This is a genomic window from Flavobacterium sp. PL02 (assembly GCF_035013205.1).
GTDB lineage: Bacteria > Bacteroidota > Bacteroidia > Flavobacteriales > Flavobacteriaceae > Flavobacterium.
This window is the reverse complement of the sequence record NZ_JAYGJP010000001.1, coordinates 1,073,911-1,092,739: the sequence shown is the minus strand read 5'-3', so window position 1 is coordinate 1,092,739 and position 18,829 is coordinate 1,073,911. Positions and strand designations below refer to the sequence as shown.

Genomic DNA, 18,829 nt, shown 5'->3' with positions numbered 1-18,829 from the left:
GCCTATGAAGAAGTTTTACTTATTGTTAATTTTATTGGTTTCTGTATTTGGATATGGACAGATTAATTTAGTTGGGGACACCAAATATAAGTTAAATATTGTAGGTTATCAAAGTAGAGATAGTGACGGATGCGGAGATATTGATGGATTAATTTATATCAGAGCAACTTATCAGGATGGGAATCATTCTAATCTTTTTCAAGGAAGAAAAATTTATCAACCAGTAGATCATGAAGAAACTTTTACTAAAAATAATCCTATTGTTAATTTAGAGTTCCATAAAATAGTTCGTTGGGAAACTACTTTTGGTTGTAATGGCGGACCAAACCGAAATTATGATAATGTGAGTATTACCAATACTTGTTTCTCATCTTATCAAGCTAATGCAGGAAGTGAATTGCGTGAATTAACAGTTACCGTTAAACCTGTTGTTGTTATTAATAAACCAGCGGAGCCTCAATATTTGGGGGATACTGGAGTTTTGAAAATTGAACTTCCCGATAATTTGACTCCAAACTATTACAATTGGAAGTTTAGAGTAGGTACCGGACCTGAAAAAGACATTCCGGCAGCTTTTAATAATAAGCCTGTTCTAGACATAAAAGGTGAAGATTTTTTAAAAGCTGAGGATTTTGGTAAAATTATTTACGTTTGGGTAAATATGAATTGTAATGCAGGAAGTGAACTGGCTAAAGGATATGCTCGTAGAGAAGCGTATTATAAAGTTAATGAATGTACCAGTAAGTGTCGCCCTAGTTTTCCAATTACTAATTATATTAAATGCATCCGAAATTGTGCTACTAATTATACTACACATTATAATGAAGCATATACTGATGAATTAGAAAAAACACACCAAAGTTTGAATTCAAACGAGATTCCTTTTACATATTTAAAGACCTCACCTGCAGTAATATCTGCGCTTCCTGCTAATGTAAGCTGCTATGATTTCGAAAGCAAGGATGGTAGTGTGAAAATACAATTTGATAAATCACTATTACCAGAGGAGACATTAAATTACACTTTAATTAATACAGATACTGGTACACCTGTAGACGTAAATGGAGCTGTCGTTATGGATGGAGATAAATTTATGACTAGAAACAATTTGGCCCGAGGTAACTATGAGTTTCAGTTGATTGGATTTTATGATGGTTACAATACAAGAGTACCAACAGAAATCAAAACTTATTTTACAATTGGTTCACCTAGTCCCGTCGATTTTAATTTATCGAAAACAAATGTTAGATGCAACGGCGGTAAAGACGGAACAATAACCATAAATGCATCAGGTGGAACAGGAAAAGGATATCAATATTCCGTTGACAATGGGACCACATGGGTTCCTTTTAGCAATACCAATAGTAATACTCATCCTATAAATGGTTTATATCCCATTTCTGGTCTATCTATTGATTATGCTATAAATGTGAAAGACATGAATGGCTGTGTTGCCAAAATTCAGAAAGTGGTTGATGGGAAAATTGAATTAGGAGCCGAATTATCAAAGTCAGTCACAATCGAGGAACCTGCGAATGCTGTATACATAAACTACACCCTCAAAAATGATCCAACTTTTTACGGAGCGGCCAACGGAAAATTAGTTGCCGCCATATCTGGTGGGACTATTAATGATGACAAATCCTATAGTTTTGAATGGAAAAATAGTATTGGTGTTGTTATGCCCGCAACAGCTCAGTATAATTCTGCTGATAAAACATATAATATTACATTAGAAAATGCTCCTGAGGGAGAATACAAACTAACTGTAAAAGATAAAAATTACAATAACGCCATAAATAAAGAAGGCTGTTCTATTATCGAGTCCTCTCAAATATTAACGCAGCCCGAAAAAATTAAAATCACTTTACAAGAAACACAACCTATTTCTTGTAACACTGAAAATTCAGAATCAGATGTAAATAAATTCTCAGACGGGATTTTAAAAGCAACAGTAAGTGGCGGTATTCCATTTACAGGAACAGCAAATAATGGATTACCTTATATCTTTATTTGGTCAAAATATAATACTATAACAGGGTTATGGGAGGAATTGTCAGAATATAAAACAGCAACAGCTGAGAATCTTTCGCAAGGAAACTATTCATTAAATATTATTGATGCTAACGGCATAGTACAAGGAACTTATAATACTACAGATTTAGTAACAGCAATTCCAACAACAAAAGAAATGGTAGAACCTACTAAATTGGAATTATCATTCAATTCTGGAAATGTTTCTTGTCATGTAGGCAATAACGGCTGGGCTCAAGCAAATGTCACAGGAGGATCTAGTCCTTATACTTATACTTGGTACAATACAGGTGAAGGAATTATTGACGTTAATAAAATATCTCATTTAACTGCAGGTACCTATACTGTTGAAGTTATTGATGCAAAAGGCTGTTTTACTAAAGGGAGTATTGTGATAAGTGAACCTGAATTCCCTGTCGCAATTGAGTATATAGAAATTTTCACTCCTACCTTTTCAGGAGCCACCAACGGAAGAATTGTGGCTAAGATAACAGGAGGAACACCAAATGATGATAAATCATATTATTATCAATGGAAAAACTCCACAGGAATACTTCAAACTACAACTGCAGAATTAAAAAATGGATTTTATACTATTACTCTTAATGGAGTTCCTGCCGATGATTATTTTTTAACGATTAAGGATAAAAATTATAGCGAGAGTACAAATCAAATTATTAATTGTTCCATATTAGAGTCAAAAGTCGCATTGACCGAACCTGATCCTTTAAAAGTTGTTTTTGAAATTGTTCGTACTATTTCTTGTAATACAAATAATGAGTTTGGTAATGATAAAGATACGACACCTAAAGATGGTCAGCGTGACGAGTCGCAAGATGGTATTTTAGTCGCTCATGTTTCTGGTGGAACTCCACTGGCGTCTTCTGCAAATAATGGATTGCCTTATTATTTTTACTGGAAAAAACAACAGAATGATGGTTCTTGGACGGTTTTAGCTAACATTACAAGCGAAACAGCCTCAAACCTTTCTCATGGAAATTATGCTTTAAATATAAAAGACAGAAACGGGATCATGTTAGGGACTTATGTTAACAATGTTCTCACACAGGAAATTGACGTTACCCAATTGATGCAGGAACCTCCAAAATTATCTGTGACTATAACCCATGGAGATGTTTTTTGCAATGACGGAAATGACGGTTGGGCTACAGCAAATGTCGTGGGAGGAACGCCTCCGTATGACTATAAATGGTCTAATGAAGTAGATATTGATAAAAATACGATTCTAAAAGCAGGCAAATACTGGGTGTTTATTACAGATGCTAAAGGATGTACAACACAGGAAAGTGTCACTATCTTGCAACCTGCAGCTCCCTTGTCCATAAAATATACAGAAGTTTTTAATCCTACTTTTTATAAAGCAACCAATGGAAAAATTGTAGTGGAAGTTACAGGTGGAACAATTTCCTCAAACAACTCTTATTGGTTTGAATGGAAAAACAGTAAAGGAATAACACAAACTACAACCTCAACGAGCTTTAGTAATGGCGTTTATACTATCTCTCTAAACAGACTTCCTGAAGAAACCTATAGCCTAACAGTTCGTGATGCTAATTATAACGCTGCAACAAATAAAATAAGTTGTACGGTGGCAAATTCAATTACAGCTTTAGATGATCCGGATCCGCTTGAAGTTACTTTTGAAGTAGTTCGTACTATTTCATGTAATGTAAGTAATGAGTTTGGAAACGAGACCGATGCTAATCCACAAGACAACCAAAGAGACGAATCTCAGGACGGAATTTTAGTGGCCCATGTCAAGGGAGGAATTCAGTTAAAGGCAGACAAAAACAACGCACTACCCTATTTTTATACCTGGAAGAAACAGCAAAAAGATGGTTCATGGATTATTTGGAACGATCAGGATGAAACAGCCGAAAACTTATCTGATGGAACGTATGCCTTAAATATTGAAGATGCCAACGGAATAAAACTCGGAACGTATGTCAATAATATTTTAGTAAAAGAAGTAGATGTTACTCAGTATATGCCCGAACCAGTAAAACTTAATCTGACTTTTACAAAAGCGAATGCCAGTTGTAACAATGGAGATGATGGTTGGGCAGAAGCACACGTTTCCGGTGGAACTCCGCCTTATACATATGAGTGGACAAATGGTGAAACAACGGCAAGAATTGAAAACATAACAACAAACAACTACTTTGTAATTGCAACCGACGCAAAAGGCTGTGTCATTCAGGGGAGCATTTTTGTAGGTGATCCGAAGGGGATATTCACTACCGAAACAGTAACAAATCCAACTTGTTATAGTGGTAATGATGGTTCAATAGAACTAAATGTTACTGGTGGAAATTTACCTTATAGTTTTTTATGGAATACAGGAGCTACTACCAAAGATCTAAATAATCTGGTAACTGGAAATTATGAAGTAACTATTTCCTGCACGGATTGTTGTGTTTACAAAAAGAAGTTTATTTTAAAAGATCCAAACCCAATTGTGGTTGATTTAGGGAAAGACAGAACTTTATGCAACGATCAGGTATTAGATCTAGATGCTACAATCTCAGATGATAAAGCACAGTACAACTGGACTTCTACAAATGGATTTACATCAAATCAGGCAAAAGTAAGTTTGACCAAAGCTGGAACTTATCATGTAAAAGTAACTTCTGTTTTAGGTTGTATTGGAGAGGACGAAATTATAATAAAAACAAATCAGATGGTAATCAGTTCTGAGTTTTTACTCAGCTCTCAGGCTTACTCAGATGAAGAAGTTATTTTGGTAAATACTAGTAATCCTTTTGGAGAAAGTACCCACTGGATACTACCTAAGGGTGTTAGCATTGTAGAGCAAAAAGAAAAATATATTACACTTAAATTTGATACTACAGGTATTTATACAATAGGTTTACAACAAACACAGGGAGACTGCTTTGCCACATACAATAAAAATATTACAGTAGAAAAAAGAAGCGCGCTTCCTAATGCAGCTATTGGTTCTAAGTTTATAATTGATTTTATTGTAACACCTAATCCGAGTAACGGAAACTTTAAAGCAATTGTTACTTTAGAGAATAACAGTGCTATAAATTTAAGGCTGTTTTCTACTACGGGAGAATTTACCACGCAGAAAAAAGATTCAGGAAAGAAAAAGTACGAAGTCGATTTTAATACTTCATTGCCGTCTGGAATGTATATTTTGGTGCTTGAGACAGAACAACAAACGCTTGTTAAAAAAATTATCATCTATTAGAAAATGAAAAACTTTTTCAAAAACATAATATTATTTACTCTTTTTTGCTCCCCCCTTGGGGGCTGGGGGGCTTATGCCCAATTATTCCCTGTCCAGTTAACACCTGTTTTTAATAGCCCGTACAGTATCAAACTATCTGATTACGCTACCAGTATGGATACTAAAATGCGACTGTTAATCAACCCTACCGATATCTCTATATCGCAACGACAGGTGCGTCTAAAATTGTACATACAAGGTAACGGACTCAACATACAAACCAGCGATTATATGGTAGGACAACGTCCCATTTTTATCAATGGAGGCGAATTGCAGACCTTAACTAATACTGATATTGGGGCCTTATTTAGGTTAGAAAACCTGCAAGGAATTACAGCGTTACAATACGCCAACGGATTACCGGAAGGCATGTATAGTTTTTGTTTTGAAATGTTTGATTATATGACTAATCAAAGAATATCACAAAAAAGCTGTGCTAGTTTATATTTGATTTTAAATGATCCTCCACTTTTAAATACGCCACAAAAAAATGAGCAAATAGCTTCAAGCGATTTCCCAAATATTATGTTTACCTGGACACCACGCCAGATGAATGCGACTAATATCTCGTATAAATTCGAATTAAAACAGCTTATTGATCCTACACTAGATCCGCAGTTTGCATTTCAGATGTCTCCCCTTTTATATGAGGAAACACTTTTTGGAACTGCTTTACTGTATAATTTAAGCATGCCTATTCTTACGCCGGGAATGCGTTATGCATGGCGCGTAAGAGCAATTTCGACAACAGGACTTTCAGAGAACGCCGTGTTTAAAAATGATGGATATAGTGAAATTTATTCATTTAAATACACTGCTTCCTGTGCAGCTCCCACCTTTTTGTTAAGCGAATCTCAAAGTTCTAAAAGTGTAAAAATAACATGGGAAGGAATACCAGAACACACCCGCTATCAGGTACAATATAAAAAACAAAATGTTCGTAATGCACAATGGTTTTCGATAAATAGTTTAAACACGCAAAGTTTAATCACCAATTTAGAGCCAGGTTTAACCTATCAGTTTAGAGTTGGTTCAAGTTGTGATCCTGCAACTGATGGTGTTCAGTCGTTTACCTATTCCGGAATCAGTACATTTACAACGCCAACAGAAACTAGTGGTGTTCCTGCTTATAATTGTGGTATCATACCCCAAATAAATATTCAGAATCAAAAACCGCTTACCAATTTAATCCAAAGCGAAACATTTAAAGCAGGAGATTTTCCGGTAACTATTCTTGAACTCAAAGGTGAGAATAGTCCTTACTCCGGGAGAGGTTATATTATTGTGCCTTATCTAAAAGATACTAAAATTGCTGTTGAATTTAACAATATCGTAGTTAATACCGATTATCAGTTAATTAGTGGTATCGTTGAAACGAGTTATAATCCCGAATGGAAAAATGTTACCGATGTAGAAGATTTCACAGGTGAAGGTCAGGGTGGGCAGATAGAAGAAACTGTTCCGTTTGAGATCAAAGACATTATTATTAATCCCAATGGAGATATTGTTGTAAATGGTAACGATGGACAGCAAGTAACCATTCCAGGAGGAAAAGATACTGTCATTACTGATAGTAAAGGAAATACGTATACTGTAGACAAAGATGGTAATGGAAGTAACGAACCTACAGAGCCCGCAGCGGGAGGAAAACCAACTCCTGAGAATACCGATGGTGTAGATAAAAGTGGTCAGGCCACAGCATTTACTGCCAAAGGAATCTCGATTGCTTTTTCAGGTAATGACAGTAAATATGCTTTTGATGTAATGCCAATTGAGCCACCTGCTGCTCTGGAAAAGCTATATAAAAAGGTAGGTAATGTAGCGCTACCCTATAAGGCAGTTTTAAATGGTTATACAGATACAATGTTAGCCACTGTAACCGTTACAGATACCAATATAAAATTGGATAGTATCGTTTTTAAAAATCAAAATGGAGCAAAAATCCAAGCTGACAGAAACGATAAAGTATTTGTACTAACAGTAAAAGGAAAGCTGAGTTATGCCGAAGATCAAATATTGGCGACTATAAAACAAGGGGATAAGTGGAAAGTTATTGGTGCTTTTATGCTGGTGCATATTTCGCCAAAAAATGTAAATGTGGCGCTAGTACCTACAGATAATACTTCGAAATATAGGCTTGATGAAGTGATTGCTAATACTCAGGCGATTTATAATAAAGTAGGGGTCAAAATAAATTTCAAGAAAGAGGAAGTACTAGAAGATTTCGATCGTGTTGTTCCTGGGAAAACAATTCAAACAGAAAGAAACAGCCTTACCTCTACCTATAGTGCTGAGCAACAAAATATAAACGCATTATATCATGATGCAGACAATAGTTACGTACTGTTTATAACCAATAAACCTTCAAGTACTGGGCAGGATGGCTATATGCGTTTGAACGGACAGTTTGGATATGTATTTCCTTCCCGTACAGAGGCTGTGCGACTTAAAACTCCTGCACACGAATTAGGTCACGGAATTTTTAAATTACAACATCCTTTTGAGCAGTACAAGACTTCAGAATCAGGTACCGATTTGTTGATGGATTATAGTGAAGGAACTATCCTGAATCATCAAGATTGGAAACAAATTAACGACCCAGCGTTTAAACTGTATGCTTTTCAGAGTCAAGAAAGTGGGCAGTTAGCAGGAGGTTTTGGTATTGCACCAAATTGGAGTTTTGTTAATAATGGAGACGAAACAACTGTGGCTTACCTTGAAGTTGCTGAAAAAGGATTCGTGGGCGGATTTAAAAACGGTAAAAAAACATACAAATGGGATGCGACAAACAAAGTGTATGTTAATGATGCAGACAAAAAGGATGTTTTTGAATTACCAACTTCCAAACCAACTTTAAAAGAGAGTATAATTTGGTTAATTTTTGATAATGACAAATCGATTACCCAACATAAATATCTTAAAACCATTTACAATGAAGAATTAAAAGTAGTACTTGATAGTAAGGTACCAGAAAAATTAAGTGCCTTTATAGATAAATATGCTACTAAAGATAACTTTAGACGTGAGAAAGAAGATAGGACTACTTTTTGGGGCTATGTAGCCTGCAATGGATGTAATTATGATGGAGATGGTAATGGAACAGACGTTAGTTATGTTAACTATGTAGAAAATTTAGGAAAACTTGCGAATAAAGGTTATAAAAATGATCCGGTAGATGTAAACGCAGCTGAAAGTCATGTTTACGACTATTCAGCTATTATTACAGAGAAAGAAAAAAATAAAATTCTTTCTGAAATGGCAGGTATCAAAACTGATTCTGGCATTGCGACTAAAATATTTTTAACGGATACTCAAACACTTCCTGCCAAACGTAAAGAAGTAACTGATTACTTAGCTAGTGTAAAAGGATTGGAAATTGCGCTTTGGATTGATTTTGATGCAAAAGGAAAAGCAACTATAAAAACTGTTTTAGGAGATAAAACAGAAGGAAAAGGTAGTACAGAGATGAACAAATATCTTCAGCTATTAGGTGAAGTATTACCTAAATTTGACGGTAAATATACTGCTTTTAATCCTTTAACAGCGATGTTGGATGGTTTGGCTGGTCTTATAGGGAAGCTGGCAATACCAGATCGTTTTTATAATCCGGATGCCACTGATTATAACTCGTTTCCAGCTGAAGTATATTCGTATGTTTCTTTATCCATCGCAAAAGACAAAATTAACACCGTAATTGGTAATCCAATTTATACAGATAAATATTCTGCAAGCAGATCAGATTTTGCTTTTACTTGTGGTGTATGGAATGGATTTATAGGTGTTGTTGAGGCTCTACCTGCAGGCGCTTCTATGATAATTAAAATACCAGGAGGTATTTTTAGCTTGATTGTTAATGAAGATGGTGCTCGTGAGAAATTTAGTGAGAATATATCAAAACTAAGTTGGGATGGCATAAGAACTATGATAGGTGATGAATGGAGAAAATCTACCGCTAATCCTTGTATGGTGCACTATACAAGTGGTGAGGTAGTCTTTGTAATTGCTTCTTGTTTTATTGGTGCGGGTGAAATCAAAGGCGCATCTGCATTTTTTCAGACACTTGAAAAATTAGATGCTGTTGGACAGGCAATAGGTAAATTTGCCAAATTCTCAAGTCCATATGTAAGAGCGGCGATTAATAAAACAGGACGATTCGTTATTGCTCCGTTAGTAAAATTAGAGCCTGAAATTAGTATAAAATTAAGACAGTTTCTAACCAAGAGTTTTAATAATATAATTAAAAAATCTGAAAAACAACTATTAGTAAATTTGCACGCTACAGATGGGGGTAAATTTTTAGTAGATGGTCTGGAGTTAAGCCCAGAAGAATTAGGTGAATTATTAAGCAAAAAGTTAAGTAAAGACCAAGAAATTATATTATTATCTTGTAATGATTTGGCTAGTGCCAAAGCATTATCAGAGGCGACAGGTAAAACCGTCTATACGACAGAAGGAAGTATTACCATTTACAAAGATGGAATTAAACGAGCCGAAGGAACAGATTGGTACAGAGTTGAACCAAATGGCAGTGCAGTTAAAGTAGGCTCCCCAGTAAATGAGTGTCCAGGCTGTAAAGGTTCAGATGGTGTAGTAATGGGAGCTGGTTTTAATTTGAGAAAATATTTAACTAATATCTCAGATGATTTAGCAAATAAAATTGAAAATTTAATTCCTTGGATTAAGAATGTTGATATTAATATAGGAAAAGTAGAAGAGGAAATGGTTGATAATATTAGAATTATAAAAGTTGTAAAAGATAAATCTAAAATTGATAGAGCATATAATATTGTCAGAAATGAGATGGAAGCAGAGAATTATTTGTTAAAAAAGTTTAACGCACAATATTTTGAAACTAAGTACATTACAGATAGACACACTGGAAAACAATTGGAATTAAAAGTTTATTTAACCGGTAAGGATGGCAGCCATGTACTATTAGTTCGAAAAGACCTTCCTGATGTTGCTGAAAACTTAGTAGGAGGTGGAGTTAATAAAGAACATTTTAATTTTGGAGAATTTCCTATTGACAAATATGATGATATAAACCTAGAAAATAATAAACTTCACGAACACGTTATATGGACAGACTAAGAAATTACAATTTAATATCTCAAAGATTTGTTACAAAATATGATGATATTCCTTTTATAGAGACTAACTATAAGAAAGATATTAAGTACAATGTATCAATTGAAGTATTCAATACAAACTATACAAAATCTTATTTTAAAAATTTTGATGTATCTAATTTGTATGCAATTTATATTAAAGATGAAGATGATGATTCCAGTTATTTTAATTTGAAGATAATTTCAAAACATAAAAATTACGGTCGTGATATTGTTGTAGTTAAAACAGAATCTAGTTTTTTTATGAATATAGAATATAATAATAGAGCCGAAATTTCAAAACCATTTTTCTTTAGGTCGGATAATTTCGAAGAGTCAAGAATAAAAGAAATTATCAATAATGCCCTATATGAAAAAGTTATTATCAAATTACATTTAAGGAAAAGTATTATTAAGATAGATAGTTTGAAATTATTAGAGAATGCAGAAATAAGTGAAGTTGTTGATTTTTATATTAATAGAACTGAAGCTCATTTAGAAGATATTCTAAAATTAAGACAGGATGTTTTAGATTTAGAAGAGGAATATATTTCTAAAGTAGAAATAAGTATATATTAATTATAATACAAATAAATAAAATTAAAATTTCAGTGAATTTGATATGAGACCCCATGTACGAAGTAATTATATTTTGTAGCAGTAACAATAGAAAAAAATAGATTAAATGAAAAGGTACAAAGAGTAGAGAGACTCCGAATAATTAATAAATAAAGCTTTACAGAAAACTACTTAATTTCAAATTAATTATGGAAGAAATATTAAGCATTATAAAAAAGAGTTTAAAGAAATAACTTGGGATAAAATCTTAATCAAAATAGTTTTTTTTAGCATTGCTAATATGTTATTTGAATAAAAAGTACTTTAATTAAGGAGAAACTGAATTTATAAATCCCCTGCTCAGCTTCGTAGCGACAACGCTAGGAGAATAGTTTAAAAATGAAAGAATACAAAGCTACGACGCTACGCAGGACGAGAGAAAAATGTACTTAAATAAAAGTAATATACGTTTATTGAAATAAAAAATATATGCATTGTACTATGAATAAGTTTATGGAGAAAGGAAATTTAAGTCCAGATGTATGTAACGATTTTATACAGAAACAATTAATCCCGGAATTAAAAGCTGAAATTTTTAATACAAAAAATTCTACATCAAAAAACTTAAATACATATTTTAAAGAAATTATAAACCCTAAATACGGAATTAATTAAAATGAAATACTACACTTTTTTTAATACCGATGAACTAAATGTTATTGGAGAATATCCTCAGATTGAGAAATCAGAAAAATACAATTTATCATCTCCTTATTCTTATTGGAATGTCTTTTGGAATAAATTTCCAGAATTTGAACCTATCTACAGTGTAAAGATTAGAAATAATGCCGTAGCAACTAATTTACTTCATTATTTGCCTGGATTTAAAGGGCTTACAATTGATAATGAATTAAAAGATTTACTCTGTAAATTTAAATTGCCCCCGCATCGTTTTTATCCTGCTGAAGTTGTACATCATAATAAACAATTAAAATATTATTGGTTTCACTTTATAGATAGTTTTATAAATTATGTTGATTTTGAGAAAACAACATTTGAATTATTTCAAAAATGGCCATTCACTATATTAAAAGAATTTAATTTCTCTTCAGTCGACCAGCTACATAAATTAGAAGGAGAACTAAATTTTGAAAAAGATATTCAAATAAAACAGTTAGTCTTATTAGATACTTTTCCTAAGTATGACATTTTAAGCCTAAGTAATATTACTCCACTTATATTAATAAGTGAAGAATTGAAAAAAACATTAGAGGAATCAAAATTACAAGGATTTGATTTTAAAGAGTATAAACAGTTAATCATTTAAATGAAAGATATAGTAAAAGATTGGTGCAAATTTTACGAAGGAGAAGAAAATCAAATTTGAACATTCTATACCTAATGCAAGACCAACAGCCGCCAATAGTTCTATTGATGCATTATGTATTAATTGCGGAGGATTTGATAAAGACATAATGGTTGAATATAAATCAGGTCCTGGTAGTATTTCAAGTTCTACAATTAAAGATCAATTTATAGAACGTGATTTGTTTAATGCTAATAGTTTAGATCAGATTCAATGGAGAATGGAAGGCATAACGTTAATAAAAGAGCAGTTAACATAATGGTTAACAGACAATAAAAGCTAAGAAGAAGATCATTTTTTTGATTAGAAAAATAACAAATAAAGTGGTCGAAAAATAAAATTTTAAATATGAAAAAAAATATTTTAACCCTAATAATTATACTAATCAGTATTTGCGGTTTTGCACAAAAAATCAAGATTGATAAAGGAGACATAAAGCTGGATGAAAAAACAATTGGATATATAGAAGGTAAAAAGCCGCTTTTTAAAATTTCAAATCTCGATAAAAGCTATACTATCTCCGCTGAGTTAAAAAAAGTTTCTGATCCAGCAGCTATTCCATGGATAGAGTTACGAAATGAAACAACAGGAAAGTTCAATGAAATTGCTTTTACATCAGGAAAGTTCAATCCTTTTAATAATGAGAAGAGCGTTGTAAATGCGTTGATAGAACATAATTATTTAAATACTGATGGTTTAAATACAGAAGCCGTGGAAAAATTTATTAATGGAGAACCAACGGGAGTCTCGAATAAACTTTTAGGTATTAAGAACGATTCGGATGTAATGAACAATTTGATAAACAGCTATCAGTTAGCAATTGACGATACAGGTGTTATTTATAGTATAAAGGCACAAAACCTGGATCCTGATGATAAAATAATTGGTTATATAAAAATGACATCGCCAGCAACTAATGGAGAATTGATGTATGAAATTATGGATTTAGATAATTATAAAATTGCTACCTGGTTTGCTAAATCAGCTATGGTTTCAGGCTATGATAAATTTTTAAATCAAGAACTTATTACGTTTGATAATAAGGTTTTTAAAGCCACTTTTGACAATAGAGGTAATCCAATTGGATATAGAATGAGCAAAGATATAACTGCGATGAATATTGTGAGAGTACTTGTTGGTAACGGATATACTTTAGGGAGTCAATATTTAGAAAACAGAAAATAATTAAGTTAACAGAAATTAAATAAAAATGAAAAAGAGAATTTTAGTAGTGGTAGCATTACAACTTTTTTTAACGCTGAATAGTTGTAGTTCAGATTCAGGAAATGATTCGCCTACTCAAGAGCCACCAGTTGTAGTGATAAAAACAGCAAAAGTAACATCCTATTCAAAAAATGCTGGAGAAACTGGAGAAACTGTTAGTATCTATGGTGAAAATTTTTCGGATAAAGTAAGTGATATAAAAATAACATTTGATGGGGTACCTGCAATAATTCTTTCGGCTACTGCCAGCGAAATATCATTTACACTACCAGCTACGGAAAAACTATTACCATCATTAGTTCTAACAATTGCAAACAGAATAGTAACTAATGATGTAAAAAATACTTATAATGGCAACATTGGTATTTTACCAATTCCATCAACTACAGGCTGGTTCACTATTCCAATACATAGAAAAAGTGACTCCGCAATTCCTCGCATACAAATGTTAAGTGATAAGATTTTATATTACACTCAAAGTGGTGCACGTCTCTCTAGAACTTTAGATGGAGGTATTACTTGGACAGATTGGGCCAATAATGGTTTTGGTGCTGGATTTCATGCAACTATAAATGATGAAGGATGGTGTCATACTGGTTTTGGAATTTCTAAAATAGCAGTTGGTGGATATCTTGGTATAGATGAATTTGCCAATTTTGGAGATAACAAAGTAGGAACTGCTTATTCTATCTATGTAGATGATAATATGAAAGACGGGACAATTGTCTCTCAAAAAGGAAAAGTATTTACCACAAAAAATGGAGTTGATTTTACTAAAGTTTACGAAATAGAAGATAATGGAGCCAATCTTTATCAAGCAACAGAAATTGATAATGATCATATTTGGGCAATTGGATATAAGGAACAAGGTAATATCAATCAGCCTTTTATCTTATTCAAAAACAACACAACAGACGGTTGGAAAGAGTATCCTTTTGTAAAGGAACCTGCAGGTTATTACGCTAGAGAAATTTGTTTTGTTGATTCTGAAAATGGTTTTCTTTTAATCAATAAATATCTAAAAACATTATTAGATGTTAAGTTGTTTAAAACCATTAATGGAGGTGACTCTTGGTCTCAAATTTATAATGGAGAGATGTTTACCAAATTTACTTTTAAAGATGCCAATACAGGTTGGGCAATTCTAGATAATAAAATCTATAAAACAATTAATGGTGGTAGTGTTTGGACACTTGACTACACACACGACCAACCTATCCGCAATATTTCATATAAGAACAATGTTGTTTGGGCTTTTTCTACAGATAAGATTATCAAACGCTATTTGTAATATTTAGCGATAGAATACTGTATAATAAAAACATTACAGCCCTAAAAAGCTGTACTGTTTTAAAATAAATGGAATGAAAAAAACTTTACTCTTACTATTATTTATTGGTATTACTTCGTGTTATCAGGAAACTTCTATAGCCTTAGAAGGTGATTTTACGACTTCGTATGTAAATGAGGATGAATCAATTCCTGTTATTATCAAAATAGACAATAAAGTCACTGGAGCAGATACGTACGAATGGACTTTTGAAGGAGGCAATCCAAGTACTTCATCTTCAAAAAATCCAGGAGAGATATTGTATGATAAACAAGGAACATATACAATCAAACTCAAAGCATCAAATGTAGATGGAGAGCATAAAGAATTTAGTAAAACCGTTGTTATAAGAGACGGAATCAACATTCAGTTTACCCATGAAATTATTATGAGTAATAATTCTCCGGTTGAAGTTGTTTTAAAGAACACTACCCTTGGGGAGGGCTTAACTTTTCAGTGGGATTTTCAAGACGGAATCCCTGCAAGTTTCGCAGGAAAAACACCTCCAAATACTGTGTTTACAACTCCTGGTGAACACATCATTACGCTAACGGTTTCTAATGGTTTTGAATCACAGAAACAAACTAAAACAATCACTGTGGCTCCTTATTTAGTGAGTTTGTTCACCTACGAACCAAAGTTCGAAGATGATGATTTTCAGGCTCCGGTTACGATACATTTTGCCAATAAATCTACTAGTGCGACAAACTACAAATGGACTTTTTCAGGCGGAAATCCAGCGACATCAACAGAAGAAAACCCTACAGTTGTTTTTACAAGTGCAGGCAGTCACGAAGTTACACTAGAAGCTATTAACGATAAGACAAGTCAGATTTTTAAATCCACTATTACAGTTTTGCCAGATACGAATCTGCGTATTTTGACCAATGTTAAATTGGGAATTAATTCAGGACATAATAACAATACTATTGGAGCAATGTTTTCAACAGTTACAAGACAGGTATACAAGGCAAATGAAATCAACGATCAAAATAGCAGCTTAATTGATATTGTTTTTCAGGGCTTGAACAACAATTTTACCTATAACAGATTTATATCGCCGGATCAGGGAAACAATTATGGCTTTTTAACACTCCAAAATGCACAAAGCACCATTTTTATAAATTCTCAAAATTTGTGTAATTGTGGTTTAAATTTCACCGAAACCCAATTTGACGCGATGGTAAATGATACCCCGATAAAATCTTTAAATATAAATTATAACGCAGCTGGCGAACAGCAATTTGGCTTTACTTATCCAAAAATCATTCTGTTTAAAACACAAGACGGACGAAAAGGAGCCATCAAAATTAAAGATATGGTAAAGAACGGAACAGGTTCTTATATTTTATGCGATATCAAAGTACAAAAACAATAACCAATAAATGAAGAGAGAGAATAAGAAGATCTTGTTTTGGTTATGTATCGTTTTTGTCTGTTGTATTTGCGGCAAAGGATATACCCAGGATGTGGATTTAGAGAGTTTTTATAAACCTAATTTTAAAGTTACAGGTAATATTAATGCCAATATGATGTATTATAATTCTAATATGCCAAATGCACGTGAGCCTTTTACTTATCTGCTTTCTGGGAGTTTAAACATTAGTGCTTTTAATTTCAGTGTTCCGCTATTTTATAGTATTACCAATCAAGGAAATAATTTGGGCTATACAGCCCCGTTTGATTTCAACAGATTAAGTATTATGCCCAAATACAAATGGATAAAAGCCTATATAGGTAATGTAAGTATGACCTTTTCTCCTTATACCTTAAGTGGTTTTCCATTTAAAGGAGTTGGTCTGGAACTTACTCCTAGAAGTCCTTTTAAAGTCACTTTAATGGGAGGACAATTACTTAAGGCCGTTTCAGAAGAAGATGCAATGGGAGGAATTCCAGTGTATCAGCGTTTTGGTTACGGAGCAAAAATAGGTTTTGAGCAACCACAATATAAAATTGGCTGGATTGGTTTTTATGCCAAAGACAATGTGAATTCTCTAAACATGACCAATGATAAGGGAGTAACGCCAAAAGAAAATTTTGTAAACAGTTTGACCTTTAGTACCTCTTTACTAAAAAATTTAAATTTTAATGTTGAGTATGCTTTGTCTGTTTTAACGGATGATACTCGAAGTACAAATCTTTCAGGTGGAAGTTTTAGGGACAAGTTATTTTCTGCCAAAGAAAGTACAAGTTATATGAACGCCTTAAATATTAATTTTGATTATAACATCCAAAAAAGTATCATAGGATTAACGTACGAACGCATTGATCCTAATTATAATACATTGGGGGCACTATATTTTAATAATGATTTAGAAAATATTGCGTTGCGTTTTTCACGTCCTTTTTATCAGGATAAAATTACGGTATCTACCAGTTTAGGTTTTCAAAGAGATGACTTAGCAAAAGCGAAAAAACAGGATACGAAACGGGTTGTAGCTTCCATTAATATGAACTATACAGTAACAGATCAACTTACTATTTCGGGTAGTTATTCGAATTTCTCTACTTACACGAATAAAAAATTAGATCAGTTTGAGCTTATAAATAATCCAAATGTAGTACAGTCTGATACTTTAGATTATAGGCAATTATCTCAAAATGCCAATGTAAATATGTCCTATGCTTTTGGGGAAAAGAGAAATCAAAATTTCAATTTCAATTATAGTATTGCTGGTCAAGCAAATGAACAGGGAGGAATTATAAGAAAAGGACAAGCCAGTACTGTGCAGAATTATAATTTGTCCCATTCCGTAAATTTTATCGGAACCAAAGTAGCATTAAACAGCTCTCTTAATTACACCAATAATGCAGTTGGTCAAAATAGTAATTCTTCGGTTGGTGGTTCCGTTGGAGCCTCTAAGAAGTTGTTCAAAGATAAGCTAAATACAAATTTTGGAGTGCTGTATAATAATTCTCAGTCAAATATGAATTCAAGTTCTGTATTTGGAGTTAAGTTTAACAATAGTTATATGCTGCTCGAAAAACACAATTTTAATATGAGTATTATTTCAATGTTTAGAACTAGTTCTAATGCGAAGAAATTTAATGATTTAACTGCTACGTTGAATTATTCTTATTCACTGGATAAAATAAAATTACCAGCCAAAAAAGAACCTAAAGAAGAAGTGAAAATTGTTTCAGATCCTATTTTAGAAATAAAGCACAAAGACAAGACTTACAAAGGAACCAGAAATGAAATCATAAAGCAGTTAGAAGAACTTCAACTTGCATTACGACCGATTCCAAAGGAAGATTCGGACGAACTGCAACATTTGTTGACACTTACGACTCTAACTCCAGATGATGGAAGTTTTAAAGAAAAAGCGTTGATTTATCTGAAAAAGTATGATTTAAATAATGACATCTTAGACAAATACAACAAATATATTCTTGAAACGGTACAGAGTTTAGATCAAGAAATGATTCGCAAAGACGCAGTGTTTGAAAATGATTATGTTATGGCATTGGGAAGAGTCAATAAACATAAAATGCATGGGATCAGTGAACAAGATGCAACCGATAAAATTAGCTATAAATCTTATTTAAAATTAGTCGAAAGAAAAAATAAAAAGCTACAACCTTTATTAATTCATCGATGGATGCTTAGTGAGATTTCAATACTTGCCAATACTTCTGCAGATGATATTCATAAAAACGAAAATCTTTCAAATTTTAATAAACAAGAATTAAATCACTTCTTTAAAATGATGAAAGAGAATAAAACAGATACAGAAATAATAGAAGAGTTAAAAATAAAACTAATTCCGTTTTACCATGATTTAGCAACGAAAAAGGTTAAAGACGATGAGGTTGATTTTAAACATCTAAAGAATAATTAAGAATCAAAAGAGTATGCCTCTTTTTAATGTAAGCCAAAGGGATACAGATTGTTTCAAAAAGAAGTTTGGCTATAATATTAAAGAAGTTACTAT

General features: G+C 32.7%; 9 protein-coding genes. All 9 read left to right on the top strand.

Annotated features, from left to right (window positions below):
- The first annotated feature begins 4 nt into the window (after window positions 1-4).
- The 9 genes from SHI72_RS04600 to SHI72_RS04560 all read left to right on the top strand — a co-directional run bounded on the left by SHI72_RS04600 (window position 5) and on the right by SHI72_RS04560 (window position 18,736).
- Window positions 5-5,269: a T9SS type A sorting domain-containing protein gene (locus tag SHI72_RS04600; protein WP_323489194.1), complete on the top strand. Its 5,265-nt coding sequence runs from the start codon at window positions 5-7 to the stop codon at window positions 5,267-5,269.
- Window positions 5,270-5,272: 3 nt separating this feature from the next.
- A complete protein-coding gene (locus SHI72_RS04595) occupies window positions 5,273-10,399 on the top strand; it encodes a fibronectin type III domain-containing protein (protein WP_323489193.1) in 5,127 nt (1,708 codons plus the stop codon).
- Window positions 10,387-10,995 carry a hypothetical protein gene (locus SHI72_RS04590; RefSeq protein ID WP_323489192.1) on the top strand — a complete coding sequence of 203 codons (609 nt, stop codon included), beginning with the start codon at window positions 10,387-10,389 and terminating at the stop codon, window positions 10,993-10,995. Before SHI72_RS04595 ends, SHI72_RS04590 begins: the two co-directional genes overlap by 13 nt.
- 480 nt (window positions 10,996-11,475) lie before the next feature.
- A complete protein-coding gene (locus tag SHI72_RS04585; RefSeq protein ID WP_323489191.1) occupies window positions 11,476-11,649 on the top strand; it encodes a hypothetical protein in 174 nt (57 codons plus the stop codon).
- A 1-nt stretch (window position 11,650) separates the two neighbouring features.
- The gene (locus SHI72_RS04580; RefSeq protein ID WP_323489190.1) at window positions 11,651-12,301 is read left to right on the top strand and encodes a hypothetical protein; all 651 of its coding nucleotides are present in this window, start codon (window positions 11,651-11,653) and stop codon (window positions 12,299-12,301) included.
- A 387-nt stretch (window positions 12,302-12,688) separates the two neighbouring features.
- Window positions 12,689-13,525, top strand: coding sequence for a hypothetical protein (locus SHI72_RS04575; RefSeq protein WP_323489189.1), 837 nt, complete (start codon window positions 12,689-12,691; stop codon window positions 13,523-13,525).
- Between the two features lie 25 nt (window positions 13,526-13,550).
- Window positions 13,551-14,855 carry an IPT/TIG domain-containing protein gene (locus tag SHI72_RS04570; RefSeq protein ID WP_323489188.1) on the top strand — a complete coding sequence of 435 codons (1,305 nt, stop codon included), beginning with the start codon at window positions 13,551-13,553 and terminating at the stop codon, window positions 14,853-14,855.
- A gap of 73 nt (window positions 14,856-14,928) precedes the next feature.
- Complete coding sequence (locus SHI72_RS04565; protein ID WP_323489187.1) at window positions 14,929-16,272, top strand: PKD domain-containing protein; 1,344 nt, start codon at window positions 14,929-14,931, stop codon at window positions 16,270-16,272.
- 7 nt (window positions 16,273-16,279) lie between these two features.
- Entirely contained in the window at window positions 16,280-18,736 is a 2,457-nt protein-coding gene (locus SHI72_RS04560) for a hypothetical protein (protein ID WP_323489186.1), read from the top strand.
- Window positions 18,737-18,829: the final 93 nt, after the last annotated feature.